The 22,535-nt window shown below is 64.1% G+C and carries 20 protein-coding genes and 1 pseudogene; 17 read left to right on the plus strand and 4 right to left on the minus strand.

Features of this window, described 5'->3' with window-relative positions; genetic code table 11:
• Positions 1 to 13 precede the first annotated feature (13 nt).
• The 3 genes from FJ941_RS27450 to FJ941_RS27460 form a co-directional block, all read right to left on the minus strand.
• Complete coding sequence (locus tag FJ941_RS27450; protein ID WP_140510587.1) at positions 14 to 496, minus strand: MarR family transcriptional regulator; 483 nt, start codon at positions 494 to 496, stop codon at positions 14 to 16.
• Positions 496 to 2,067, minus strand: a complete 1,572-nt coding sequence (locus FJ941_RS27455; RefSeq protein WP_140510589.1) for an NAD(P)/FAD-dependent oxidoreductase — start codon at positions 2,065 to 2,067, stop codon at positions 496 to 498. The genes FJ941_RS27450 and FJ941_RS27455 overlap by 1 nt, the downstream gene beginning before the upstream one ends.
• A 206-nt stretch (positions 2,068 to 2,273) precedes the next feature.
• Complete coding sequence (locus FJ941_RS27460; RefSeq protein ID WP_140510591.1) at positions 2,274 to 3,065, minus strand: cyclase family protein; 792 nt, start codon at positions 3,063 to 3,065, stop codon at positions 2,274 to 2,276.
• A 118-nt stretch (positions 3,066 to 3,183) separates the two neighbouring features.
• Here FJ941_RS27460 and FJ941_RS27465 point away from each other — a divergent pair, with 118 nt between their 5' ends.
• From FJ941_RS27465 to FJ941_RS27525, 13 genes and pseudogenes are all read left to right on the plus strand, one after another.
• Positions 3,184 to 4,758, plus strand: a complete 1,575-nt coding sequence (locus tag FJ941_RS27465) for an NAD(P)/FAD-dependent oxidoreductase (protein WP_140510593.1) — start codon at positions 3,184 to 3,186, stop codon at positions 4,756 to 4,758.
• Between the two features lie 109 nt (positions 4,759 to 4,867).
• On the plus strand, positions 4,868 to 6,397 hold the full coding sequence (locus tag FJ941_RS27470) for an ABC transporter substrate-binding protein (RefSeq protein WP_140510595.1): 1,530 nt from the start codon (positions 4,868 to 4,870) through the stop codon (positions 6,395 to 6,397).
• 155 nt (positions 6,398 to 6,552) lie between these two features.
• A complete protein-coding gene (locus FJ941_RS27475) occupies positions 6,553 to 7,560 on the plus strand; it encodes an ABC transporter permease (protein ID WP_140510596.1) in 1,008 nt (335 codons plus the stop codon).
• A complete protein-coding gene (locus FJ941_RS27480; protein WP_140510598.1) occupies positions 7,553 to 8,401 on the plus strand; it encodes an ABC transporter permease in 849 nt (282 codons plus the stop codon). The genes FJ941_RS27475 and FJ941_RS27480 overlap by 8 nt, the downstream gene beginning before the upstream one ends.
• Complete coding sequence (locus tag FJ941_RS27485; RefSeq protein WP_140510600.1) at positions 8,398 to 9,276, plus strand: ABC transporter ATP-binding protein; 879 nt, start codon at positions 8,398 to 8,400, stop codon at positions 9,274 to 9,276. The genes FJ941_RS27480 and FJ941_RS27485 overlap by 4 nt, the downstream gene beginning before the upstream one ends.
• Positions 9,269 to 10,105: an ATP-binding cassette domain-containing protein gene (locus FJ941_RS27490; protein WP_140510602.1), complete on the plus strand. Its 837-nt coding sequence runs from the start codon at positions 9,269 to 9,271 to the stop codon at positions 10,103 to 10,105. Before FJ941_RS27485 ends, FJ941_RS27490 begins: the two co-directional genes overlap by 8 nt.
• A gap of 80 nt (positions 10,106 to 10,185) precedes the next feature.
• Positions 10,186 to 10,762, plus strand: a pseudogene (locus FJ941_RS27495) (VOC family protein).
• 142 nt (positions 10,763 to 10,904) lie between these two features.
• Complete coding sequence (locus FJ941_RS27500) at positions 10,905 to 13,199, plus strand: bifunctional salicylyl-CoA 5-hydroxylase/oxidoreductase (protein ID WP_140510604.1); 2,295 nt, start codon at positions 10,905 to 10,907, stop codon at positions 13,197 to 13,199.
• On the plus strand, positions 13,196 to 13,969 hold the full coding sequence (locus FJ941_RS27505; protein ID WP_140510606.1) for an SDR family NAD(P)-dependent oxidoreductase: 774 nt from the start codon (positions 13,196 to 13,198) through the stop codon (positions 13,967 to 13,969). The genes FJ941_RS27500 and FJ941_RS27505 overlap by 4 nt, the downstream gene beginning before the upstream one ends.
• Positions 13,963 to 14,433 carry a MarR family transcriptional regulator gene (locus FJ941_RS27510; protein WP_027142126.1) on the plus strand — a complete coding sequence of 157 codons (471 nt, stop codon included), beginning with the start codon at positions 13,963 to 13,965 and terminating at the stop codon, positions 14,431 to 14,433. The genes FJ941_RS27505 and FJ941_RS27510 overlap by 7 nt, the downstream gene beginning before the upstream one ends.
• Positions 14,430 to 15,242 (plus strand): enoyl-CoA hydratase family protein, encoded by an 813-nt coding sequence (locus FJ941_RS27515; RefSeq protein ID WP_140510608.1) that lies wholly within the window; start codon positions 14,430 to 14,432, stop codon positions 15,240 to 15,242. Before FJ941_RS27510 ends, FJ941_RS27515 begins: the two co-directional genes overlap by 4 nt.
• A 120-nt stretch (positions 15,243 to 15,362) precedes the next feature.
• The gene (locus tag FJ941_RS27520) at positions 15,363 to 16,511 is read left to right on the plus strand and encodes an acyl-CoA dehydrogenase family protein (protein WP_140510610.1); all 1,149 of its coding nucleotides are present in this window, start codon (positions 15,363 to 15,365) and stop codon (positions 16,509 to 16,511) included.
• Between the two features lie 72 nt (positions 16,512 to 16,583).
• The gene (locus tag FJ941_RS27525; RefSeq protein ID WP_027142129.1) at positions 16,584 to 16,979 is read left to right on the plus strand and encodes a RidA family protein; all 396 of its coding nucleotides are present in this window, start codon (positions 16,584 to 16,586) and stop codon (positions 16,977 to 16,979) included.
• Between the two features lie 23 nt (positions 16,980 to 17,002).
• On the opposite strand, the gene FJ941_RS27530 is transcribed toward FJ941_RS27525, so the two are convergent.
• Complete coding sequence (locus FJ941_RS27530; RefSeq protein WP_140510612.1) at positions 17,003 to 18,094, minus strand: LLM class flavin-dependent oxidoreductase; 1,092 nt, start codon at positions 18,092 to 18,094, stop codon at positions 17,003 to 17,005.
• A 121-nt stretch (positions 18,095 to 18,215) separates the two neighbouring features.
• Here FJ941_RS27530 and FJ941_RS27535 point away from each other — a divergent pair, with 121 nt between their 5' ends.
• From FJ941_RS27535 to FJ941_RS27550, 4 genes are all read left to right on the plus strand, one after another.
• Positions 18,216 to 18,992, plus strand: a complete 777-nt coding sequence (locus FJ941_RS27535) for an HpcH/HpaI aldolase/citrate lyase family protein (protein ID WP_140510614.1) — start codon at positions 18,216 to 18,218, stop codon at positions 18,990 to 18,992.
• 405 nt (positions 18,993 to 19,397) lie between these two features.
• Positions 19,398 to 20,195: an ABC transporter substrate-binding protein gene (locus FJ941_RS27540; protein ID WP_140510616.1), complete on the plus strand. Its 798-nt coding sequence runs from the start codon at positions 19,398 to 19,400 to the stop codon at positions 20,193 to 20,195.
• 164 nt (positions 20,196 to 20,359) lie between these two features.
• Positions 20,360 to 21,034, plus strand: coding sequence for an amino acid ABC transporter permease (locus FJ941_RS27545; protein WP_027142133.1), 675 nt, complete (start codon positions 20,360 to 20,362; stop codon positions 21,032 to 21,034).
• Between the two features lie 135 nt (positions 21,035 to 21,169).
• Positions 21,170 to 22,432, plus strand: coding sequence for a cysteine desulfurase-like protein (locus FJ941_RS27550; protein ID WP_181170016.1), 1,263 nt, complete (start codon positions 21,170 to 21,172; stop codon positions 22,430 to 22,432).
• Positions 22,433 to 22,535 lie beyond the last annotated feature (103 nt).

Here is a 22,535-nt window from a genome sequence, read left to right on the forward strand (position 1 = left end):
GCGGCGCGTACATCTAGATGTCGTGCTTGCGAATGTTCTTCAGCATCTTCAAAAGCGTGGCGATAAGTGCTGCATATTCGGCGTCGTCGATATCGTCGAACATGGCCTCGAAGGCGTCATGCATGGCCGGCCAGGCGCGGGTGAACTCGGCTCGGCCCTCGTCGGTCAGGAACACGTGGCGGATGCGGCTGTCGGTGACGCCCTGCTCGCGCCGCACGAACCCTTGCCCCTCCAGCGTGTCCAGCGTGCGGCTCAAGGTCGACTGCTCGATGACAGTATAGACCGAGAGGTCGTTGACGGTGACGCCGTCGGCGACCGACAGCACGGCGAGCGTGCGCACCTGCGAAATCGTCAGGCCCTGCTTGCGGAAATCATCACGCAGGGTGGCGTTGTAGCGGCCCATGATGCGGTTCATCAGATAGGGCGCGAATTGCTGCAGGCCGATCTGACCGAGGGTCGAAATGCGCTGGCGTTTTTCGGCGACCTTCTGTTCCATCACAGCTTCCCCGCCAGCAGGAAACCGGAGCCGCCGCCGAGACCGGCACCGGGATGGGTCGAGGCCCCGATATGGTAGAGGTTCTTGATGCCGGTCTGGTGGTTGCGGCTGGTCTTGAACGGCCGCCACAGGAACGACTGGTCGATAGCAGAGGAGCCGCCATAAGGGTCGCCGCCGACCAGGTTGATGTTCATCGTTTCGAGATCGGCCGGCGAATGGGCGCGGCGCGCAATGATGCTGTCCTTGAAGCCGCCGATATGGCTGGCGAGGATCGCTTCGACGCGATCGGCATAGGCCTCGCGCAGCGCCTCGGTCCATTGCCCGTCAGCCGGTGCCTGCAGCTTGCCGGCGGCGTCGCCCTTGATGTGGCGCGGCGCCTCGGGCAGTTGCAGCCACAGGATCGCCTTGCCTTGCGGGCAGCGCGACGGGTCGAGCGCATGCGGCTGGCCGACACAAATGGTCGGCACTTCGGGCAGCATGCCGCACGCCGCCTCGTTGCAAGCCTTCGACACGCCGTCCAGTCCAGGCGTCAGATGCAGCAGCGCCACCTTGTCGAGGCCCTCGCCGCGCCAGGACGGCGGCTTGTCGAGGGCGTAATGGATCTGGAAATTGCCTTTGCCATAGCGGTACTTCCGCGTCGCTTCGACGTCGCCCTTCGGAGCGTCCTTGCCGAGCAGGCGACCGTAAAGCTGCGTCGGCGTGACCGAGCAGATGACGCTCTTGGTGGCGTGAACCATTTCGCCCGAGGCCAGCCGCACACCCGTGGCGCGACCTCCGGCCATGAGGATGGAGGCAACGTCCGCTTCGGTGGAAATGACGCCGCCGCGTTCCTTGATGAGCGCCTCGAAAGCCGACAGCAGGTTCTGCGCCCCGCCCTTGACGATCGGCGCGCCGGCCGCCTCCAGCGCGAAGGCGATCACCTTGGCGATCTGGCTGGAAAAGGCGTCTTCGGGACCAAGCCCGGCATGCAGCACCCACGGCGCCCAGAGCGCACGGACTGTCTCCGACTGATAAGTGCTTTCCAGCCAGCTACGCGCCGGCACCAGCGCGTCGCCGAGAAAGGCGGCAAGCCCGCGGGGACCACGCCGCCAGGCCTCGCCGGCCAGCAGCTTCGCGGTCGGATAGGACCAGAGCGCGCCGCCGAGCAGGCCGAACAGCAGGCCGGCATTGCGCTCGATGCCGCCGACATCTTCCGCGTGGCGGTCGCCGTCGCCAGCAGCGATCCTGTTAAGCGCGGCGATGTTGGCGGCACGGTCGGTGGTGAGCACCGCGTGGCTGCCATCCGGCCGCAGCACTCCGGTCGGCGTGCCGGTATGGCAGAACTCCAGCCCGTGCCGGGCGAGATCGGCGCCCAGTGCCGCGAATGCCGGAGAGGTGATGAACAGAACGAAAGTCGTCGCCATCACGTCGTGAACGAAGCCGGGCGCGGTGATCTCCTCGGTGCGCATGCAGCCGCCGATGCGGTCGTTGCGCTCCAGCACGAGCACCTTGGCGCCCTTGCCGCCGAGCATCGCCGCGCAGACCAGCGCATTGATGCCGCTGCCGACGACGATGTGATCGGGGGCATTCATTGAAGGTCGCTCCCCGCCGGGAGGCGGAGTTCAAGTGCGCGAGGTTGCTTTCCTTCGCGCCCCCCTCTGTCCTGCCGGACTGTCCGGCAGGACAGAGGGGGGCGCCGTAGAGCGCCAGCGCCACGCGGCCGGCGCTCTCCCTTTGTTCCCTTTGTCACTACACCATCACCTGCAACCATGATCTTCTCCCGAAGACCGCCCTCGCCCTATTTGCCCGCCACCAGCGCCAGTGCGCGGATCGGGCTGCCGGTGCCGTGCTCGATCTTGAGCGGGGCCGCGATCAGGATCGAGCCTTTCGGCGGCAGTTGGTCGAGATTGCAGAGGCTGGCGAGGCCGTAGCGGTTGGCCTTGTGCATCAGCGTATGCGCCGGGAATGGCGGCTCCATGCCGCCGGCCTTGCCGGCATCGGTGCCGATGGTCTCCGAGCCCCAGCCCTTGATGTCCTTGCTGATCAGGAACTGGATGGCTTCCGCCGTCGGGCCGGGCGTGTGCGGGCCGGTTTCGTTGGCATTGAGGAATTCGGCTTCCGAGCCGTTGCGCTTGTACCAGTCGGTGCGCATCACCACCCACTCGCCGGCGTTGATCGCGCCATGCCTGGCTTCCCAGGCCTTGATGTGGTCGACGGTGAGCAGGAAATCGTGGTCGGCGGCGGCCTCCTTCGAACAGTCGATGACATTGACCGGACCGATGAAATTCTGCGCCGGAATGGTGTCGGTGGCGCCGTCCGGATAATCCTTGCCGGAGATCCAATGCTGCGGGGCGTCGAAATGCGTGCCGGAATGCTCGCCAAGCTTCAGCCAGTTCCACGCCCACCATGGACCGTTCTTGTCATAGCGGGAGATCGAATGAATCTCGACCTTCGGCGTGTCGACGGCAAGTTCCGGCGGCAGCTTGATCAGCGGTGTGTCCGGCCCGAGCGGCGCCGTCAGGTCGACCACCTTGATGGCGCCGGAAAGAAGCTGGGCGGCGACTTCGCCGAGGAGTTTTTGGCTGTCCATGGTCTCTGTTCCCTCTTGGCTGACATGATCAAGGCTCGTCTCGGCCCTTAATATCCTACTAGACGAAAACATATGCATCTGCAATTATCTTTAAGCATAAAGGAAATGGGAACGGGGCGTGAGCGAGTTCGACGCCATCTTTGTCGGGGCGGGCCACAACACTCTGGCATGCGCCGCGCATCTGGCGCTCAAGGGCTGGAAAACCGGGGTTTTCGAATGCGGCGCAACAATCGGCGGCGCCGTCCAGACTCGCGAGTTCACCCTCCCAGGCTTCCGCCACGATTTCGGCGCGATGAATCTGAGCCTGTTCGCCGGCTCGGCGTTCCACCGGAAATATGCAAATGAATTGAAAGCGCAGGGGTTGGAATTCGCCCCGGTCGCCGACTGTTTCGCCAGCGCCTTTCCGGATGGGCGCTGGTTCGGCGTCAGCAACGATCTGGAAAAGACCGCCGGCCGCATGGCTGCCTTTTCGGCTGCCGATGCCGCGACATGGCGCAGGCTGGTTGCCGCCTTCCCGGCCGAGGCCGAGCATTTGTTCAAGCTGCTGGGCTCGCCGATGAGCGCCCGGGCGCTTGCAAGTACCGCCTGGAAGCTGTGGCGCAAAAAAGGTGTTTCCGGCGCGCTCGACACCGGCCGGCTGCTGCTGTCGTCGCCGCGTGTCTGGCTGGAGGAAAATTTCGAATCTCCACACATCAGGGCGACGCTCGCCACCTGGGGCATGCATCTCGACTTCGCGCCAGACATCGCCGGCGGTGCCGTGTTTCCCTATCTGGAATCGATGGTCAACCAGAGTTTTGGCATGGTGCTGGGCAAGGGCGGCGCCGATACGATCATCCGGGCGCTGGCCGGCATGGTGACATCCGCCGGCGGCAGGATCATTGCCAGCGCCGAGGTGGCCGAGATCACGGTCTCCGGCGGCAAGGCGACAGGTGTGCGGCTTGCTTCCGGCGAGACGCATACGGCCACCAGGGCGGTGATTGCAGGCGTGGCGCCCAAGGCGCTGTCCGGCAAGCTGCTGCCCGGCGGTTCCGGCGACACCGGCTTCGACATGGCGATGCAGAAGTTTCGGCATGCGCCGGGCACGATGATGATCCACCTGGCGCTGGACGATCTGCCGGACTGGCGCGCCGGGGCAGAGTTGCGCCAGTTCGCCTATGTGCATCTGGCGCCGTCGCTCGACCAGATGTCGCGCACCTATCAACAGGTGGTGGCAGGCATGTTGCCTGACGAACCGGTGCTGGTCGTCGGCCAGCCGACGGCGGTCGACCCTTCCCGGGCACCTGAAGGCAAACATGTTCTGTGGGTGCAGGTGCGCATGCTGCCCGCCGAAATCGCGGGCGACGCCTCGGCCAAGATCGCGCCGGCACATTGGGACGAGGTCAAGGAGGCCTACGCTGACCGCGTGCTCGACATCATCGAAACCTACGCGCCCGGCCTGCGCGCAAAAATCCTCGATCGCGCGGTGTTTTCGCCCATCGATCTCGAGCGCGAGAACCCGAACCTCGTCGGTGGAGACCAGCTCTGCGGCAGCCACCATCTGGCGCAGAATTTCCTGTTCCGTCCGGCGCGCGGCCATGCCGGCTGGAACACGCCGGTGACCAATCTGCATCTCACCGGCGCCGCGACATGGCCCGGTGCCGGCACGGGTGCCGCCTCGGGCTTCATGCTCGCGCAACAGCTTGGCGGGAGGTAGGCCAGACGATTTCATGAAGGCGACGAGAGGCAAGGCGCTGCTGCCGACGAAGCCGAACCAATGACCGGACGAAGCTGCGCAACGACAATAACCAACAAGGGGAACGACCATGACAATCAACAGACGCGAATTGCTGGGATACAGTGCCGCGGCACTTGGCGTGGCCGCCGTCGGCCTGCCGAAGATCGCCCGGGCTGCCGCCGGCGAACTGACCATCGCCTACAACGTCAACCTGCCGTCCTGGGATCCGACCACCGGACCGTCGGCCGTCAACCCGACCATCCAGGGCCTCTACCAGTCGGTGTTCGACCAGTTCATCCCGCAGAAGCCTGACCTGTCCTTCGCGCCTGGCCTTTTGACGGAATGGGGCTGGAACGAGGACCGCACCAAGATCATGATGACAGTGCGCGAAGGCGTGAAATGGCATGACGGCTCGCCGTTCACACCGGAAGACGTGGTCTGGTCGCTGCAGCGGGCGGGCGACGAGAAGACCGGGAACCCGATCCAGTTCGTCTGGAAGAACGTCAGCAATTTCAAGATCGACGGCAACAAGATATCAGGCGACGTCGTCCAGTTCGACCCGGTCTATTTCAAATGGATGTCGTTCCTGACCGGCTACATCATGCCGAAGGCCTATTACGAGAAGGTCGGCGCCGAAGGTTTCGAGAAGGCGCCGATCGGTACCGGCCCCTACATGGTCGAAAAATTCGAGCGCAACGCCTTCCTGCGGTTGAAAGCCAATCCCAACTACTGGGGCGGCAAGCCGGCCTTCGAGAATGTGACGATCAAGTTCGTCACCGATGCGGCGAGCCGCGTGGCAGAGATTGAATCCGGCTCCTCGCAGGTGACGCTCGAAATCCCCTACGAGGAGTATGACCGGCTGATCGCCAAGGAGGGGCTCGCCGGCTCGATCAAGAATGTTTCCGATATCGGCATGATCTTCTTCAACGACATCGAAGCCATGCTCGACAAGAACGTGCGCCAGGCAGCCGTCATGGCGGTGGACAAGGAGCTTCTGGTCAAGCGGCTGCTGCGCGGCTATGGCCAGCCGATCGCTACGCTGGAAACGCCGGAATACGCGGCCTTCGATGCCTCGATCAAGGTGGAGCACAATCCGGAAAAGGCCAAGGAACTGCTGGCCGCCTCAGGCTATTCGCCGGAAAAGCCGGTCAAGTTCACCATCCAGACGACCAAGGGCTTCAAGCCCAAGGATTATGAGATGATCCAGGCGATCGTCGGCATGTGGCGCAAGGTCGGCATCGAGGCGACGATCGAGGTCTACGAGATTGCCAAGCACTACGAGCTGCGCGCCGCCGACAAGCTCGCGCCCGCGGCCTTCTACAACTGGGGCAACGCCATCGGCGATCCGACCACCTCGACCGGCTTTGCCATGTATGGACCGAGCCCGCATTCGGTCTGGGACAGCCAGGACCTGATCGACATGATCAACCCGCTGTGGGGAGAGAAGGACGAAGCCAAGCGCATCGCCGGCTGGAAGACGGTCGACAAATACATCGCCGAGCAGGCTTATGTGCTGCCGCTGATGCAGTACGCGCAGCCGATCGTGCATGCCAAGGGCGTCAACGTGGTGCAGCATATTTCAGGCGCGCTGCTGCCGGCGCTGATGACGCCGGCCTGAGACAGACGACAAGGCACGCCGTCGCAAGACGGCGTGCAACTTGCGCAGGCCCTCTCATCCGGCCCTTCGGGCCACCTTCCCCCCTCGGAGAGAAGGTGGCCGCGAGGCGTCCGGATGAGGGGCTGCTCGTTAGAACACGCTAGGCCAACGCCAGAATGCTCCTGCAACGATTCCTGATCCGTCTTGCGACGATGCTGATCACGCTGTTCGGCGTGGCCGTCGTCGTATTCGTGGTCATCCGCGTAGCACCCGGCGATCCGATTGCCATGATGCTACCGCCGGGCGCCACCAATGACGACATCGCCCGGCTGCGGGCGCTGTACGGGCTCGACAAGACGATCGTGCAACAATTCTTCATCTGGCTGTCCGGTGTCGCCAGGGGCGATTTCGGCACCTCGATCTCGCTGCGGCAAGATGTGCTCGGCCTCGTCTTCAACCGGCTGCCGGCGACGCTTGAGCTTGCCATCGTCGCGCTTATCATGGCGGTGGCGATCGGCGGCACGACGGCGATACTCGGCGCCCGCGAACGCGGTAGGGCGGTCGAAGCCGGCATCGACATCGCCAGCGGTGCAGCGCTTTCCATTCCCGATTTCCTCTGGGGCCTGGTGCTGATCCTGCTGTTCGGCGTGCTGGTGCCGATCTTCGACATTTCGGGCCGCGTGTCGCCGCAACTCGACCTGCCCTTCGTCTCCCAGTTCTATTTGTTCGAGAGCCTGCTGCGGCTGCGCTTCGACCTCACCTGGGATCTCTTGAAGCACATGCTGATGCCGGCGATTGCCCTGGCGCTGCCGCTGGCGGCAATCATCTCGCAGCTGTTGAAACAGTCGCTGAAGGAAGTGCTCGACCTCGACTATGTGGTGCTGGCGCGGGTCAAAGGGTTTTCGGAAACGCAGGTCATCCTGCGCGAGGCGCTGAAGAACGCCGCCCTGCCGACGCTGACCCTGGTCGGCGTACAATTCACCTTCCTCATCGGCGGCACCGTCATCGTCGAACGGCTGTTCTCCTATGAGGGGCTCGGCAACATGGCCATCGATGCCGTCATCAACCGCGACCTGCCGCTGATCCAGGGCATCGTGCTGGTCTTCGCGCTGCTGTTCGTGCTGATCAACCTTGCCGTCGACATGATGTATGCGCTGCTCAATCCGAGGCTGCGCCATGGATGAGGCACGCATCTCGCGACATGGCGCAGGCGTAAAGCTATGGCTGGCGGGAGGCTGGCTGCTGCTGGCGCTGCTGGCAGCGATCTTCGCCCCGCTGGTCGCGCCGCAGGATCCGCTGGCGCAGGACCTGATGCTGGAGCGGTTGCCGCCGTTCTGGCTCGATGGTGCCGAGCCCGGCTATTGGCTCGGCACCGACAGCCTCGGCCGCGACCTGCTCTCGCGCCTGATTTTTGGTGGCCGCATCGCCTTCATCGTTGCTTTCGCGGCGGCCATCGCCGCCTGCGTCGTCGGCTCAATGCTTGGGCTGATCGCTGGCTATTTCGGCGGCTGGGCGGATCGTATCATCTCGCGCATCGTCGACGTCTGGATGGCCTTCCCGCCGGTGCTGTTCGCTATCCTCCTAGTCGCCGTGCTGGGCACCGGCTTAAGCTCCGTCATTCTCGCCATCGCGATCATCGACTGGACGCGCTTCTGCCGCGTGATCCGCGCCGAAGCCATGGGCCAGTCGCGCATGGACTATGTCGAGAATGCCCGCATCGCCGGCTACGGCCGCATCGGCATCATGCTGCGCGAGGTGTTGCCCAATGTGGTGCCGTCGATCGTGGCGCTGCTGTCGCTTGAAATGGGTATCGCCGTTATCGTCGAGGCGATCCTGTCCTTCGTCAATCTGTCGATCTCGACCGACGATCCGACCTGGGGCGGCATCATCGCCGAGGGCCGTCTCTCGATCCATCAGGCATGGTGGGTGCTGGTTTTCCCGCTGATCACGCTGATCCTCACCGTGCTGTCTTTCAGCCAGTTCGGCGAAGCTCTGAAGACCCGTTTCGATCCGGTGCTGCGATGAGCGCCTGTCTCGACATCGCCAATCTGAGCGCCGTGCTGGCCAACGGCCAGCGCGTGCTGCGTTCTGTTTCGCTTTCCGTGCAACCCGGCGAGGTGCGCGCGCTCGTCGGCGAAAGCGGCGCCGGCAAGACGATGATCGGCAAGGCGGTGCTCGGCGTCTTGCCATCGAGCGTGCGCATCGTCGAAGGCGATATACGGCTCGAGGGCGAAGACCTCGGCAAACTCCAGCCCAAGGCGCGGCGCACGCTGATCGGCGCGCGCACGGCGCTGATCCCGCAGGATCCGCTGACCGCGCTCAACCCCTCGCGCCGCATCGGCCCGCAGATGACCGACCGGCTGGTGCGCATCCTCGGCTGGAGCGGCGACAAGGCCGATCGGCGTATCCGGCAATTGCTGGACGAGGTGCAGATCCGCGACCCCGACCGCGTGCTGAAGACTTATCCGCACGAACTGTCCGGTGGCATGCGCCAACGCGTGCTGATTGCCGCCACCTTCGCCGCCGAGCCACGGCTGATCGTCGCCGACGAGCCGACCACGGCGCTCGACGTTACCGTGCAGAAGCAGATCCTTCGGCTGATCGTCGCGTTGCAGCGCGAGCACGGCACCGCGATCCTGTTCGTCACCCATGATCTCGGCGTCGTCGCCAAGATCAGCCAGAAAGTGTCGGTTCTTTATGCCGGCAAGGTGGTGGAGGAAGCCGAAACCACTGATCTCTTCGCGGCACCTCGGCACCCCTACACGCGCGCGCTGATGGCCGCGACGCCGCGCTACACCGATCCCTTCGCTTCACTGAAACCGGTGGACGAGACGGTGCTGGCCGGTCTCGCCGCCGAAATCGCTTCCGCCGATCAGGCCTGGAGGCGCCCGCATGGCTGAGCCGCTGTTTTCCGTGCGCGGGCTGAAGGTCGCGCTGCCCGACATGACGCGCAAGCCGCTGATCGGCCGCGCACCGTTGGCCGAGATTCTGAAAGGCCTGGATTTCGACCTGCCCAGCGGCTCGGTGACCGGCATAGTCGGCGAATCCGGGTCCGGCAAATCGACGCTCGGCCGCGCGCTGGTGCGGCTGCTGGAACCGAGCGCCGGCAGCATCCGTTTCGAGGGCCGTGACATCACCCATCTGCCGGAAGCGGCACTGCGGCCACTGCGCCGCGACCTGCAGATGATCTTCCAGGATCCGATGTCGTCGCTCAACCCGCGCCGCACCATCGCCAGCATCATCGCCGCACCGCTCCGTCAGAACGGGCTTGGCGACAATCTGAAAGCGCGCGTCGCGGAGGCACTGCAACGCGTCGGCCTGCCGCAAAGCTTCGCCAGCCGCTATCGCCACGAACTGTCAGGCGGCCAGCGCCAGCGCGTCGGCATTGCGCGCGCGCTGGCGCTGTCGCCGAAATTCGTGCTCGCCGACGAGATCGTCTCCGGGCTCGACGTCTCGACGCAGGCGCAGATCCTCACCTTGCTGGAGAAGCTTGCCGCGGAGATGGGCCTGACGGTCGCCTTCATCAGCCACGATCTGTCGGTAATCCGGCGGCTTTGCCAACAGGTGATCGTCATGCGCGAGGGCAGCATCGTCGAGGCGAGCGCCACCGACGCCTTGTTCGACAAGCCGCGGCAGGCCTACACGCGCGATCTCATCGCAGCCATTCCGCTGCCGGAAATCGATGCGGGCTGGCTGGACATCCCTTCCACAGGCAAGGCGCCGATATGACGGCGAACGCATGCCGAGAAGCGGGCCTCGGACTTGCGACTGGAAAAGGATCAAGTCCCGCCAAATGGAGGAGGACTGACATGAAGACCACAATCGCAATTGCAACGCTTGCTGCTGCTATCTCGGGCACTGCCGGCATGGCCTCGGCGGATTCGATCCCTGGCATGCGCGGCCACGACCATACCGGCGTCACGGTTCCCGACATGAAGCAGGCGGTCGACTTCTTCACCGAGGTCGTCGGCTGCAAGAAGGCGATGTCGTTTGGGCCGTTCGCCGACAACAAGGGCACCTTCATGCAGGACCTGCTCGGCGTCGATCCGAAGGCTGTCATCGAGCAGGTCACCATGGTGCGTTGCGGCTATGGATCGAACATCGAGCTGTTCAAATATACCGCGCCCGACCAGAAGGATCTGACACCGAAAAACAGCGACATTGGCGGCTTCCACATCGCCTTCTATGTCGATGATGTCGCCGCCGCGAAAGCCTATCTCGATGGCAAGAGCGTCAAGACAAGGATGGGGCCGCCGCTGGCCAGACCATCCTCTATTTCCAGGCACCTTGGGCCTGCAATTGGAAGCGGTCAGTTATCCTCTGGCATGGCTTTATGAGAAGACGGCTGAGACCGTGCTGTGGAGTCCGAAGAATCCGGAGAAATGATCTCTCGCGGCGCGCTTGCAGGACGTCACGGCAAGCGCGCCACCCAGGCCGCATAATCATTTCGACATAAAAACTTTAAGCTTGAAATATCTTACCTCCGGCGCGATACTGAGGCACAGCAAGCGAAGAGGAGATCGCACGTATGAAGGTTGCGGTTCTCGGCGGCGGACCGGCCGGCCTCTACTTTGCCATTTCGATGAAGCTGAGGGACGCTGCGCACGACGTGACGGTTTTCGAGCGCAATCGGGCCGACGACACGTTCGGCTGGGGCGTCGTGCTGTCGGCCGAGACGCTCGATAATCTTGCTGAGAATGATCCGGTCAGCGCCGTTTGGATCAAGAAGCATTTTGCCTATTGGGATGACATCGCCGTCATTCATGACGGCGTGCGCACGGTCTCGTCGGGCCACGGCTTCTGCGGCATCGGCCGCAAGCGGCTGTTGATCCTGCTGCAGCGCCGCGCCCGCGAACTCGGCGTCAAGCTGATGTTCGAAACCGACATCGCCGACCCAAAACCCTATATGGAGACGCATGACCTGGTCGTCGCCGCCGACGGGTTGAACTCCAGGGCGCGCAACAGCTTCATCGATATCTTCAAGCCCGACATCGACACGCGCAAATGCAAGTTCGTCTGGCTCGGCACCAACCAGAAATTCGACGACGCCTTCACCTTCATCTTCGAGAAGACCGAGCATGGCTGGGTGTGGGCGCACGCCTACCAGTTCGACAGCGATACCGCGACCTTCATCGTCGAGTGCAGCGAGCAGACCTGGGCCGCCTTCGGCTTCGGCGCGATGTCGCAGCAGGAGTCCATCGCGGTGTGCGAGCGCATCTTTGCCAAACATCTTGGCGGCCACGCGCTGATGACCAACGCCAACCACATCAGGGGCTCGGCCTGGATCAATTTCCCGCGCGTGCTTTGCGAGCGCTGGTCCTACAAGAATCTGGCGCTGATGGGCGACGCCGCGGCCTCGGCGCATTTCTCGATCGGCTCCGGCACCAAACTCGCCTTGGAGAGTGCGGTGGCGCTGGCCGACTATGTCGAGACCGAGCCGGACCTCGAGGCCGCCTTCCGCAAATATGAGGACGCCCGCCGCACCGAAGTGCTGAAGCTGCAGTCGGCGGCGCGCAATTCTCTGGAATGGTTCGAAGAGGTCGAGCGCTATCTCGGCCTCGATCCGGTGCAGTTCAACTATTCGCTTTTGACCCGTTCGCAACGCATCAGCCACGAGAATCTGCGGTTGCGCGATGCCGAGTGGCTAGGCGGCGCGGAAGAATGGTTCCAGCGGCAGGCCGGTGCCGGCGGCAACAGGCTGCGCCGGGCGCCGATGTTCGCGCCCTTCAAGCTGCGCGACATGGTCCTCAACAACCGCGTCGTCGTCTCGCCGATGGCGCAGTACAAGGCCGTCGACGGCCGCCCGACCGACTGGCATTTCACCCACTATGCCGAACGCGCCAAGGGCGGTGCGGGACTCGTCTATATCGAGATGACCTGTGTCAGCCCGGAAGGACGCATCACGCCCGGCTGTCCTGGCTTCTATGCGCCCGAACATGAGGTGGCGTGGAGGCGACTGGTCGACTTCGTCCATACCGAAACCGAAGCCAGAATATGCGCCCAGATCGGCCATTCCGGCGCCAAGGGTTCGACCCGTGTCGGCTGGGAAGGCACCGACGTGCCGCTGGCCTCGGGCAACTGGCCTATCATGGCGGCATCGGCCGTTGCGTGGTCGCCTGAGAATCAGGTGCCGAAGGCGATGGACCGCGCCGACATGGATTTGGTGCGCGATCAATTCGTGGCCTCGGCCGAAATGGCCGATCGCTGCGGCTTCGACATGCTCGAGATCCACGCCGCGCATGGCTATCTCCTGTCGTCGTTCATTACGCCGGTCACCAACCAGCGCACTGACGCCTATGGCGGCTCACTGGAGAACCGCATGCGCTATCCCCTGGAAATCTTCCACGCGGTGCGCGCCGCCTGGCCGGCGGAAAAACCGATCTCGATGCGCATTTCGGCCAATGACTGGGTCGGCATCGAAGGCGTGACGCCGGCAGACGCCGTCGAGATCGCGCGGATGCTGTATGAGGCAGGCGTCGATATATGCGACGTCTCGGCCGGCCAGACGTCGGTTGCCGCCAAGCCGGTCTATGGACGCATGTTCCAGACGCCGTTTTCCGACCGTATCCGCAACGAAGTCGGCATGGCGACGATGGCGGTCGGCAACATCTACGAGCCCGACCATGTCAATTCGATCCTGATGGCCGGCCGCGCCGATCTGGTGGCGCTGGCACGGCCGCATCTCGCCGATCCCTACTGGATGCTGCATGCGGCGGTGACGCTCGGCGACCGTGGCGTCAAATGGCCGGATCCCTATCTGCCCGGGCGCGATCAGCTCTACCGGCTGGCCGAGCGTGACGCCGCTGCGGGGCTGAAAGTATGACGGCCGCGACAACGATTCCCGGCAAGCACGCGCTGGTCACCGGCGGCGGATCCGGCGTCGGCCGGGCCATCGCGCTCACTTTGGCCGCAGCTGGTATCGACGTGACCATTTGCGGGCGCCGCGAAGCTGAGCTCACCAAGGTTGCCGGCGAAAACGGCCGCATCCATGGCATCGTCGCAGATGTCACCAGTGAGGCGGCGATGGCGGCGCTTTACGAGATGGCGGAGGCCGCGCGCGGACCGTTCGACATCGTCGTTGCCAGTGCCGGCATGGCCGGCAGCACGCCGGCGCACAAGATCGCCCTGGCCGACTGGCAGCGAACGCTCGACGTCAATCTGACCGGGGCGTTCCTGACGGTGAGGCCGGCGCTGGCCGGCATGGCCGCGCGCAAGGCAGGTCGCATCGTCTTCATCGCCTCGACCGCTGGATTGAAAGGCTACGCCTATGTCGCGCCTTATGTGGCGGCCAAACATGGCGTCGTCGGGCTGATGCGGGCGCTGGCGGCCGAGACGGCGAAATCCGGCGTCGCCGTCAATGCGGTGTGTCCGGGCTTCGTCGAGACCGACATGTTGGAGGAGTCCATCCAGCGCATCATCGAAAAGACCGGCCGCTCGGCTGGCGAGGGGCGAGCCAGCCTCGTCTCGACCAACCCGCAAGGCCGCTTCATCCAGCCGCAAGAGATTGCCGAAGCAGTGCTGTGGTTGTGCGGCGACGCGGCGGCGTCGATCACCGGACAGGCGATTTCGATCTCGGGAGGCGAGACATGGTAGCCGGCCCCCTGCCCGTGCCATCGGGTCCCGGCAAGGACCGGTTGCGTCTTTGGATAAGGCTGCTGCGGGCTTCACGCACGATCGAGGCCGAATTGCGCGAGCGCCTGAAGAAGGAATTCGACACGACGCTGCCGCGTTTCGACGTGATGGCAGCGCTTTATCGGGCGCCGGAAGGCATGCTGATGAGCGACCTGTCGCGCTTCCTGCTGGTGTCCAACGGCAATGTCACCGGCATTGTCGACCGGCTGGTGTCGGAAGGACTTGTCGCCCGGGCCCGCCGCAATGGCGACCGCCGTACCTCGATGGTGCGGTTGACCGAGGAAGGCACGAAGTCCTTTGCCACCATCGCCGCGGCGCATGAGGGCTGGATCGGCGAATTGCTGGGCAAGGTCAGCGAGGAGGATGCGCACCGGCTGACCGGCATGCTGACCTCGTTCCGCAGCAACTGGGAGGGACGCGAATGACTGCAATGGCCGGCCTCAAGCCGAAGCATTTCCTGTGGGAAGTCGAGGGCCGGATCGCCAGGGTCCGGCTCGACCGGCCGGAGCGCAAGAACCCGCTGACCTTCGATAGCTATGCCGAGCTGCGCGACACGTTCCGCGATCTCGTCTATGCCGAGGACGTCGACGCTGTGGTGTTCCTCTCCAATGGCGGCAATTTCTGCTCCGGCGGCGATGTCCACGACATCATCGGTCCGCTGGTCAAGATGGACATGAAGCAGCTCTTGGCCTTTACCCGCATGACCGGCGATTTCGTCAAGGCAATGCTCAACTGCGGCAAGCCGATCATCGCGGCTGTCGACGGCGTGGCGGTCGGCGCCGGCGCCATCATCGCCATGAGCGCCGACATCCGCATCGCCACGCCGGAAGCCAAGACCGCCTTCCTGTTCACACGTGTCGGCCTTGCCGGCTGCGACATGGGCGCCTGCGCGATCCTGCCGCGCATCATCGGCCAGGGCCGCGCCGCCGAACTGCTTTACACCGGCCGAACCATGACGGCTACGGAAGGCGAGCGCTGGGGGTTCTACAACAGGCTGGTCGATGCCGCGGCTCTGGAGGCCGACGCGCTGGAGATGGCGGCCCGCATCGTCTCCGGCCCGACCTTCGCCCACGGCATCACCAAGACGCAGCTCAACCAGGAATGGTCGATGGGCCTCGACCAGGCGATCGAGGCGGAAGCGCAGGCGCAGGCGATCTGCATGCAGACGCGCGATTTCGAACGGGCGTACCTGGCTTTCGTGGCCAAGGAAAAGCCGGTGTTCGAGGGGAATTGAGGATGGGTGGATTGTTAGAGACGTGGGCGGGACAGCGCCCCCCTCTGTCCTGCCGGACAGTCCGGCAGGACAGAGGGGGGCGCCGTAGAGCGCAGGTCTTGAAGTACCGCGGAGGCCCAAATGCCTGACCGCTCCTTCCTCAACTGGCCCTTCTTCGAAGGCCGCCATCGCCAACTGGCTGAACAACTCGACACCTGGTGCGCCAAAAACCTTCCCGTCGATCATCATGACGTCGACGCCGCCTGCCGCGAGCTGGTGGCGAAGCTCGGCAAGGATGGCTGGCTGAAGCCGACGGCGCTCGATACCGACAATCCTGGACCGCTCGACGTACGCACCTTGTGCATCACGCGCGAGACGCTGGCTCGCCACGATGGGTTGGCCGACTTCGCCTTTGCCATGCAGGGGCTGGGCACCGGTGCACTCAGCCTGTTCGGGACGCCGGACCAGCAGCAATGGCTTTCGAAGACCCGCGCCGGCAAGGCGATCTCCGCCTTCGCGCTGTCGGAGCCGCGCTCCGGCTCGGATGTCGCCAACACCGAAATGACGGCGACACGCGACGGCGACAGCTACGTTCTCACCGGCGAGAAGACCTGGATCTCCAATGGCGGCATCGCCGACCTCTATGTCGTCTTTGCCCGCACCGGAGAGGCACCGGGTGCCAAGGGGCTTTCCGCCTTCCTGGTGCCGGGCGACGCCATGGGCCTCGGTATTGCCGAACGGCTGGAAGTGATCGCGCCGCATCCGCTGGCGCGGCTTTCGTTCGACCAGGTCCGGCTGCCTGCCTCGGCGCTGATCGGCAAGCCGGGCGACGGCTTCCGCATCGCCATGTCGGTGCTCGACGTGTTCCGCTCGACGGTCGGCGCGGCAGCGCTCGGCTTTGCCCGCCGCGCGCTCGATGAAAGCATCAAGCGCGTGGCCGAGCGCAAATTGTTTGGCGCACCGATGGCCGAGTTGCAGATGGTGCAGGGCCATATCGCCGACATGGCGCTCGACGTCGATGCGGCGGCCCTTCTGGTCTATCGCGCCGCCTGGACCAAGGACATGGGTGCGGCGCGGGTGACGCGCGAGGCGGCGATGGCCAAGCTGTTCGCCACCGACAAGGCGCAGGAGGTGATCGACAAAGCGGTGCAACTGCATGGCGGCGACGGTGTCCGCAAAGGCCACATCGTCGAGAGCCTGTACCGCGAAATCCGCGCGCTGCGCATCTATGAGGGCGCATCGGACGTGCAGAAGGTGGTGATCGCGCGGCAAGTGATGGGCGCGGCCTGAACAGGTCGCGTTGATGGATTGTTTTGAGACGCGGATATTGCGGACCCGATATTGGACAGGCGGAGAGACGACATGCACGAGATCCTGCAGCCGGAAGGCTGGGCAAAACCGGTCGGCTACGCCAACGGCGTGGCGGCGCGCGGCAGGCTCGTCTTCGTCGGCGGACAGGTCGGCTGGAACGGGCAATGCCAGTTCGAGACCGACGATTTCGCCGGCCAGGTGCGGCAGACGCTCCAGAACATCGTCGCGGTGCTGGCCGAGGCCGGCGCGGAGCCACGGCACATCACCTCGATGACCTGGTATTTCACCGACAAGGCCGAATATCTCGGTAACCTCAAGGGGATCGGCGAGGCTTATCGCGAGGTGATCGGCCGGCATTTTCCGGCGATGGCCGCCATGCAGGTGGTGGCGCTGGTGGAGGACCGCGCCAAGGTGGAGATCCAGGCGACCGCCGTCGTTCCGGAATAAAGAATTCGTCTCTCCGGAATATTTTATTCGCGAAGCCCAGCCTGCCTCAGCAACGGCAGCACGTGGTCGCAAAAATAGGGCAATTCCCTGGTGTAGTTGACGAAGGATAGCGCAATGCCCTGATAGCCGTGCGCGGCAATGGCGGCCATCTCGGCGGCAATCGTCTGCGACGTTCCAACCAGCGGATAGGTGCCGGCGCCGCCGGCGAAACGCTGGCGATAGCGCTCATAGGCATGCGGGTCGTGCGATTGCGAGAATTCCTTCTTGCCGGCCATATGCGCATCGACTGCCTCGTGGTCAGCCAGATCGACTGCATAGCGTGTGTAGTAGGCCTGCGCCTCTTCCATGGTCGGGCGGCAGACGACATGGGCCACGGTGTAGACGCCGACCTCCCGGCCAACCTTGTCGGCCCGTTCGCCGATGTCGGCGACATGCTTGCCGGCATCGCCCATCTCGGAAAAGGTCGTGAACAGATAATCGCATCTGGCGGCGGCGAAATCGCGGCCCGGGCCGCCGAAAGCGGCGTTCATGGTCACCGGGCGCGGAACCTGCAGGCTGGCCGGCCGGCTGACCGCCTCCTTGAGGTGATAATAGATCCCTTCGTAGTCGAGCGGCTCCGCCGATGCGTAGAGCTTCTCCAGAATCTCGATCCATTCGGCCGCCTGGTCGTAACCCTTCTCGACCAGCGGCGTGCCGAACATGCCGAATTCCTTCGGGTTCCAGCCGCAGACGATGTTGAGGCCGGCACGGCCCTGGCTGATGTGGTCGACCGTCGCCAGCGCCTTGGCGGCATAGAGCGGGTGCACCAGCGGCACATGCACGGTCATGAACAGGCCGATGCGGTCGGTGGCCATGCTGAGCGCCGCCGCCCAGGTGAAGGTCTCGAACGACCGCTCGCGCACCTTGTTGCGGCCGCCAAAGCCGCGCCAGCGGGCGATCGGCAGCAGGAACTCCAGCCCGGCGCGGTCGGCGATCTGTGCTGCGGTCAGATTGTCCTGCCAGCTAGCCGTCCAGCGTTCCGGCACGTCCGATATGGCAAGGCCGCCATCGGCGTTGGTCGAGAAGACGCCAAGCTTCAGTTTGTTGGAGCCGTGCAACGGATGTGCTTTGTTCATGTCGCGACCTCCCGGCGAAGATCGCACGCTACGGCTCCGCGAAAATATTTCAAGCATGAAATAGCTTCGCCTGGCACTGGTTTGCCGATATGAATTTGGCGGGATGAGAAAAGGGATAGGCATGAGCGAGTTCCGCCAGAAATGCATCGGCAAGAGCAGTCTCGTCGGCTCCTTCGCCGCCATTCCTCACCCCGTCGCAGTCGAGGTGATGGCGTTGTCCGGCCTCGACTTCCTCTGCATTGACTGGGAGCATGCCCAAATCTCGCGCGACATGATCGAGAGCATGGTGCGTGCCGCCGATGTGCATCGCGTGCCGGCGATGGTGCGCGTTCCCGGCCATGCGCCCGAAGCCATCCAGGCGGCATTGGACAGCGGCGCGCAAGGTGTGCTGGTGCCACGCGTCTCGACACCGGCACAGGCGGCAATGGCGGTGAAAGCGTCGCGCTATCCGCCACGAGGCGAGCGCGGTGTCGGACCCGGCCGCGCGGCCGGCTATGGTTACCGCATTCCCGAATACCTGGCTGGCGCCAATGAGCGGACCGTCGTCGCGATCCAGGTCGAAACGGTCGAAGGGTTGGCCAACATCGACGCGATCGCCGCGGTGGAGGGCGTCGACGTGGTCTTCGTCGGCCCCGGCGATCTCTCCGTGTCGATCGATGCGATCGGACCGAAGGGCGCCGACAAGCTCACGAACGCGATCCGCAGGATCATCGGCGTGACGATCGCGCACGACAAGACCTCCGGCATATTTTGCGCCAGCCCACAGACCGTCGGCCAATGGGCAGCCGTCGGCGCCAGCTTTTTCGTGCTGGCCAGCGACACGATGTTTCTCGGTGCGGGCGCCGCGGCCAATCATGCCGCCGCCCGGGCCGAACTGGCGCGGGAAGACCCGCGCTAGCGCCTAGCCGAGCAGCAGCCGAGCAACTTTTTTAAGCTTAAAACTTTTGCCTTGAAAAGCGCGGCACTTTGGATAAGCATTCAAGATCGATGGCGGCCGCAGGGCTGGAGGGTTTCCGGGCAATTCGTCATTCTGCTCCGGGTAGGAGGGGTTTCAATCCTTGTCGTTTGTGCTGCCCCAGTCATCGTCCAGCGCGCGCTACGCTTGCGATGCGTGCGCCCAGGAACCCGCACACCGAAACCATCGCCAACCTTGCCGCGCGCGTGAACACGCATGCGATCGCGATCAGATCGCGTCCGCGCTCGAGCGCATGGTCGCCACCATGAATTGACGCCCCGCTGGGAGGCGGGACGGCAACAAACCGTGCGGGGCAGCCCGCCCGATCAACAACCAGAGGGACCACCAATGAAGCTCAACCGTCGCAATCTCATCCTTTTCGCCGCGGCAATCGGCATCGCCGCCGGACCGGCAACCGCCTATGCCGCCGATGTGCTCAATGTCGGCGCCTACCCGACCAACCCGCCCTTCGAATACAAGAACGAGAGCGGCACGTTCGAGGGTTTTGAGGTCGACATCGTCAACGAGGCGGCCAAGCGCGTCGGCATGACCACCGACATCGCCGATCTCGGCTTCCAGGCGCTGTTCGCCGCGACCACCTCCAAGCGCATCGACGTCGCCATCTCCTCGATCACGATCACGCCGGAGCGGCTGAAGTCGCAGTCGTTCACCCAGCCCTACTATGATTCCGACATGGGTATCGCCACCAAGACCGACAGCGCGGTCAACACCGAGGCGGACCTCAAGGGCAAGATCGTCGGCGTGCTCTCGGGCTCGACCGGCGAGACCTGGGTCAAGGCGCATCAGGAAGCCGACGGCTTCAGCGATGTGAAGGGCTATGACACGCAGCAGAACCTGCTGCTCGACCTCAGCGCCGGCCGTGTCGACGCCGCCGTCAGCGACATTCCCGGCATGGAATATTCCTTCACCAAGATGAAGGACCTGAAGGTCAAGCAGCGCATCAAGACCGGCGAGCAGTACGGCCTGATGATGACCAAGGATCATCCGTTGCTCGGCAAGCTCAACGACGCGCTGACGGCGATGAAGAAGGACGGCACGCTGGCCGCGATCCACAAGAAGTGGTTCGGCAGCGACGCCCCCGCCGATTCCTCGACCGTCAAGGAAATGCCGCTGCCCAAGGCCTGAGCGCCGGCCGACAGGACGAAAGGCGTGCCGGCTACAAAGGGGTCGGCACGTCCCGTTTTCACGCATAGCCTTCCCGGGACCAGCATCCGTTCGGCAAAGCCGATCTTGATATTCCGGGGCGGGCCCTGGCGTCAGATGACGCAACACCGTTCGGGAATGCCCTGATGTCGCTGATCGACACTTTCTTCAACGCCGACGTCATCGCGTCGAGCCTGCCGGCGCTGCTGCGCGGCTTCCTGAACACGCTGCTGCTCGGCCTGCTCAGCATCGGCATCGGCATTCCCATCGGCCTGGTGATCAGCCTTTTGCGGCTCTATGCGCCGAAACCGCTGCGCTGGCTGGCGGTCGGCTACACCGACGTCTTTCGCGCCTTGCCGGTTCTCGTCGTGCTGATCCTGATCTACTATGCGCTGCCTTTCCTCGGCATTCGCCTGTCGTCCTGGGCGTCGGCGGTGACCGCGTTCGCCATCATCATGTCGGCCTATTCGGCCGAAGTGTTCCGGTCCGGCATAGAGAGCATTCCGCGCGGTCAGTTCGAGGCGTCGCAGGCGCTTGGCCTGCCGTTCCTTTTGACCTTGCGCAAGGTGGTGCTGCCGCAGGCGGTGCGCGTCGTCATCCCGCCGATGACCAGCAACTGCGTCTCGATGTTCAAGGACACTTCGCTGGCATCCACGGTGGCCCTGCCGGAACTGCTGAAGGAAGCGACCAACGCACAGTCGCTCTACGCCAATCCCTCGCCGCTGATCGGCGCGGCCCTTGTCTACCTCATCTTTCTTTGGCCGATGGTTCGTCTCGTCAGCCTCCTTGAAGCCCGCTTCAAGGACGAGAAAGCCCGCTAGAGCGGTTCAGTGTTTGTTGGAATCCCCGAACCGCTCCAACTCTTTGTTTTCACGCAATTCCGGACGGAAAACCGCTACGCACTTTTCCTGGAATTGCTCTAGCCACTCACCACAAGCACTTCGCAGGAGATATTGTTGAGCAATCCCCAGGCCACCGGCGGCTTCCCCGTCGACACCATCCGCGCCATGTTTCCTGCCCTGCAGCGGGCCGGCGATTTCATTTTCATGGACAATGCCGCCGGCGCGCAGATCCCGCAGAGCGTGCTCGACGCGGTGACCAACCACCTGGTCTCGCACAATGTCCAGCGCGGCGGCCGCTATGGCCGCAGCGTCACCGTCGACCAGTCGGTCGCCGACGCTCGGACAAGCGTCGCCTTGCTGATCAATGCCTACAGCCCGGCGGAAATCTGCTTCGGCATGAACGCCACCTCCTTCATCCGTCTGGTCAGCCTCGGCATCGGCCAGATGCTGCAAGAGCGCGATGAGATCGTCATCACCGACATGGACCATGATGCCAACATCGCCACCTGGCTGGCGCTGGAATCCGCGGGCGCCAAGTTCAAGTGGTGGCGCATGCGCGAGGACGGAAATCTGCATGTCGACGATTTGCGTCCGCTGGTCTCCGACCGCACCCGTCTTGTCGCCTGCACGGTGACGGCGCACTCGATCGGTTCGATCGTGGACGTCGCATCCGTCGCGAAAGTCGCGCATGCCGCCGGCGGCGAAGTGTTTCTCGACTGCGTGCATTACGGACCGCACGGACTGATCGACGTGCAAGCCTGGGACTGCGACTATCTCGTCTGCTCCGGCTACAAGAACTTTTCGCCGCATATGGGCTTCCTGTGGGGCCGCTTCGAAACGCTGAGACGCTTGCCGACCTTCCGCGAGGATTTCATTCCGGACGAGCCGCCCTACAAGGTTGAGGCCGGCACCTTCATCTATGAGAACGTGTCGGGCATGGATGCCGCCGTACAGTATCTGGAACTGATCGGCCGCAATCTGGCGCCCTCCAACAACCGCTCGCGGCGCGAAAACATCGTCGCCGGCATGGGCGCCATCCGCGATTATGAGCTGGTGCTGGCGCGCGAGATGATGGGCGTGCTGAAGGATTGCGGCGCGACCATCTACGGCGTTGCCGACGAAGCCCGCATCAACGAGCGCGTGCCGACCTTCTGCTTCAACATCGGCAAGCTGTCGCCACAGCGGATCGTCGAGGAAATGGCCGACATGCAGATCGGCATCCGCGACGGCCACATGTATGCGCCCCGGCTGATGAAGCGCCTTAACCTCAGCATGGACAGCGGCGCCATCCGCGCCTCGCTGGTGCACTACAACACGGTCGAGGAGGTGCACAAGTTCGGCGAGGCTTTGCGAGGCATCATCGCCAAGCTGTCGTAATCGGCGTCTAGTCTAGCAACGGGCCACGTCGAGGGGCATCGCCAACGCTGGGCCACGCTTTGCGCCGCCGGGTGCCGTCGACCGGGTGGCCGTCGTGTCGGGC

Origin of the sequence: Mesorhizobium sp. B2-3-13 (genome assembly GCF_006442195.1) — a bacterium.
Lineage (GTDB): Bacteria > Pseudomonadota > Alphaproteobacteria > Rhizobiales > Rhizobiaceae > Mesorhizobium > Mesorhizobium salmacidum.

Coding starts and splice junctions, on each gene's coding strand:
- FJ941_RS27490 (WP_140510602.1), top strand. CDS start 9,269: ATGGCTGAGCCGCTGTTTTCCGTGCGCGGGCTGAAGGTCGCGCTGCCC.
- FJ941_RS27520 (WP_140510610.1), top strand. CDS start 15,363: ATGCCTGACCGCTCCTTCCTCAACTGGCCCTTCTTCGAAGGCCGCCAT.
- FJ941_RS27505 (WP_140510606.1), top strand. CDS start 13,196: ATGACGGCCGCGACAACGATTCCCGGCAAGCACGCGCTGGTCACCGGC.
- FJ941_RS27460 (WP_140510591.1), bottom strand. CDS start 3,065: ATGGACAGCCAAAAACTCCTCGGCGAAGTCGCCGCCCAGCTTCTTTCC.
- FJ941_RS27485 (WP_140510600.1), top strand. CDS start 8,398: ATGAGCGCCTGTCTCGACATCGCCAATCTGAGCGCCGTGCTGGCCAAC.
- FJ941_RS27455 (WP_140510589.1), bottom strand. CDS start 2,067: ATGAATGCCCCCGATCACATCGTCGTCGGCAGCGGCATCAATGCGCTG.
- FJ941_RS27530 (WP_140510612.1), bottom strand. CDS start 18,094: ATGAACAAAGCACATCCGTTGCACGGCTCCAACAAACTGAAGCTTGGC.
- FJ941_RS27525 (WP_027142129.1), top strand. CDS start 16,584: ATGCACGAGATCCTGCAGCCGGAAGGCTGGGCAAAACCGGTCGGCTAC.
- FJ941_RS27540 (WP_140510616.1), top strand. CDS start 19,398: ATGAAGCTCAACCGTCGCAATCTCATCCTTTTCGCCGCGGCAATCGGC.
- FJ941_RS27475 (WP_140510596.1), top strand. CDS start 6,553: ATGCTCCTGCAACGATTCCTGATCCGTCTTGCGACGATGCTGATCACG.
- FJ941_RS27515 (WP_140510608.1), top strand. CDS start 14,430: ATGACTGCAATGGCCGGCCTCAAGCCGAAGCATTTCCTGTGGGAAGTC.
- FJ941_RS27535 (WP_140510614.1), top strand. CDS start 18,216: ATGAGCGAGTTCCGCCAGAAATGCATCGGCAAGAGCAGTCTCGTCGGC.
- FJ941_RS27450 (WP_140510587.1), bottom strand. CDS start 496: ATGGAACAGAAGGTCGCCGAAAAACGCCAGCGCATTTCGACCCTCGGT.
- FJ941_RS27470 (WP_140510595.1), top strand. CDS start 4,868: ATGACAATCAACAGACGCGAATTGCTGGGATACAGTGCCGCGGCACTT.
- FJ941_RS27500 (WP_140510604.1), top strand. CDS start 10,905: ATGAAGGTTGCGGTTCTCGGCGGCGGACCGGCCGGCCTCTACTTTGCC.
- FJ941_RS27480 (WP_140510598.1), top strand. CDS start 7,553: ATGGATGAGGCACGCATCTCGCGACATGGCGCAGGCGTAAAGCTATGG.
- FJ941_RS27510 (WP_027142126.1), top strand. CDS start 13,963: ATGGTAGCCGGCCCCCTGCCCGTGCCATCGGGTCCCGGCAAGGACCGG.
- FJ941_RS27545 (WP_027142133.1), top strand. CDS start 20,360: ATGTCGCTGATCGACACTTTCTTCAACGCCGACGTCATCGCGTCGAGC.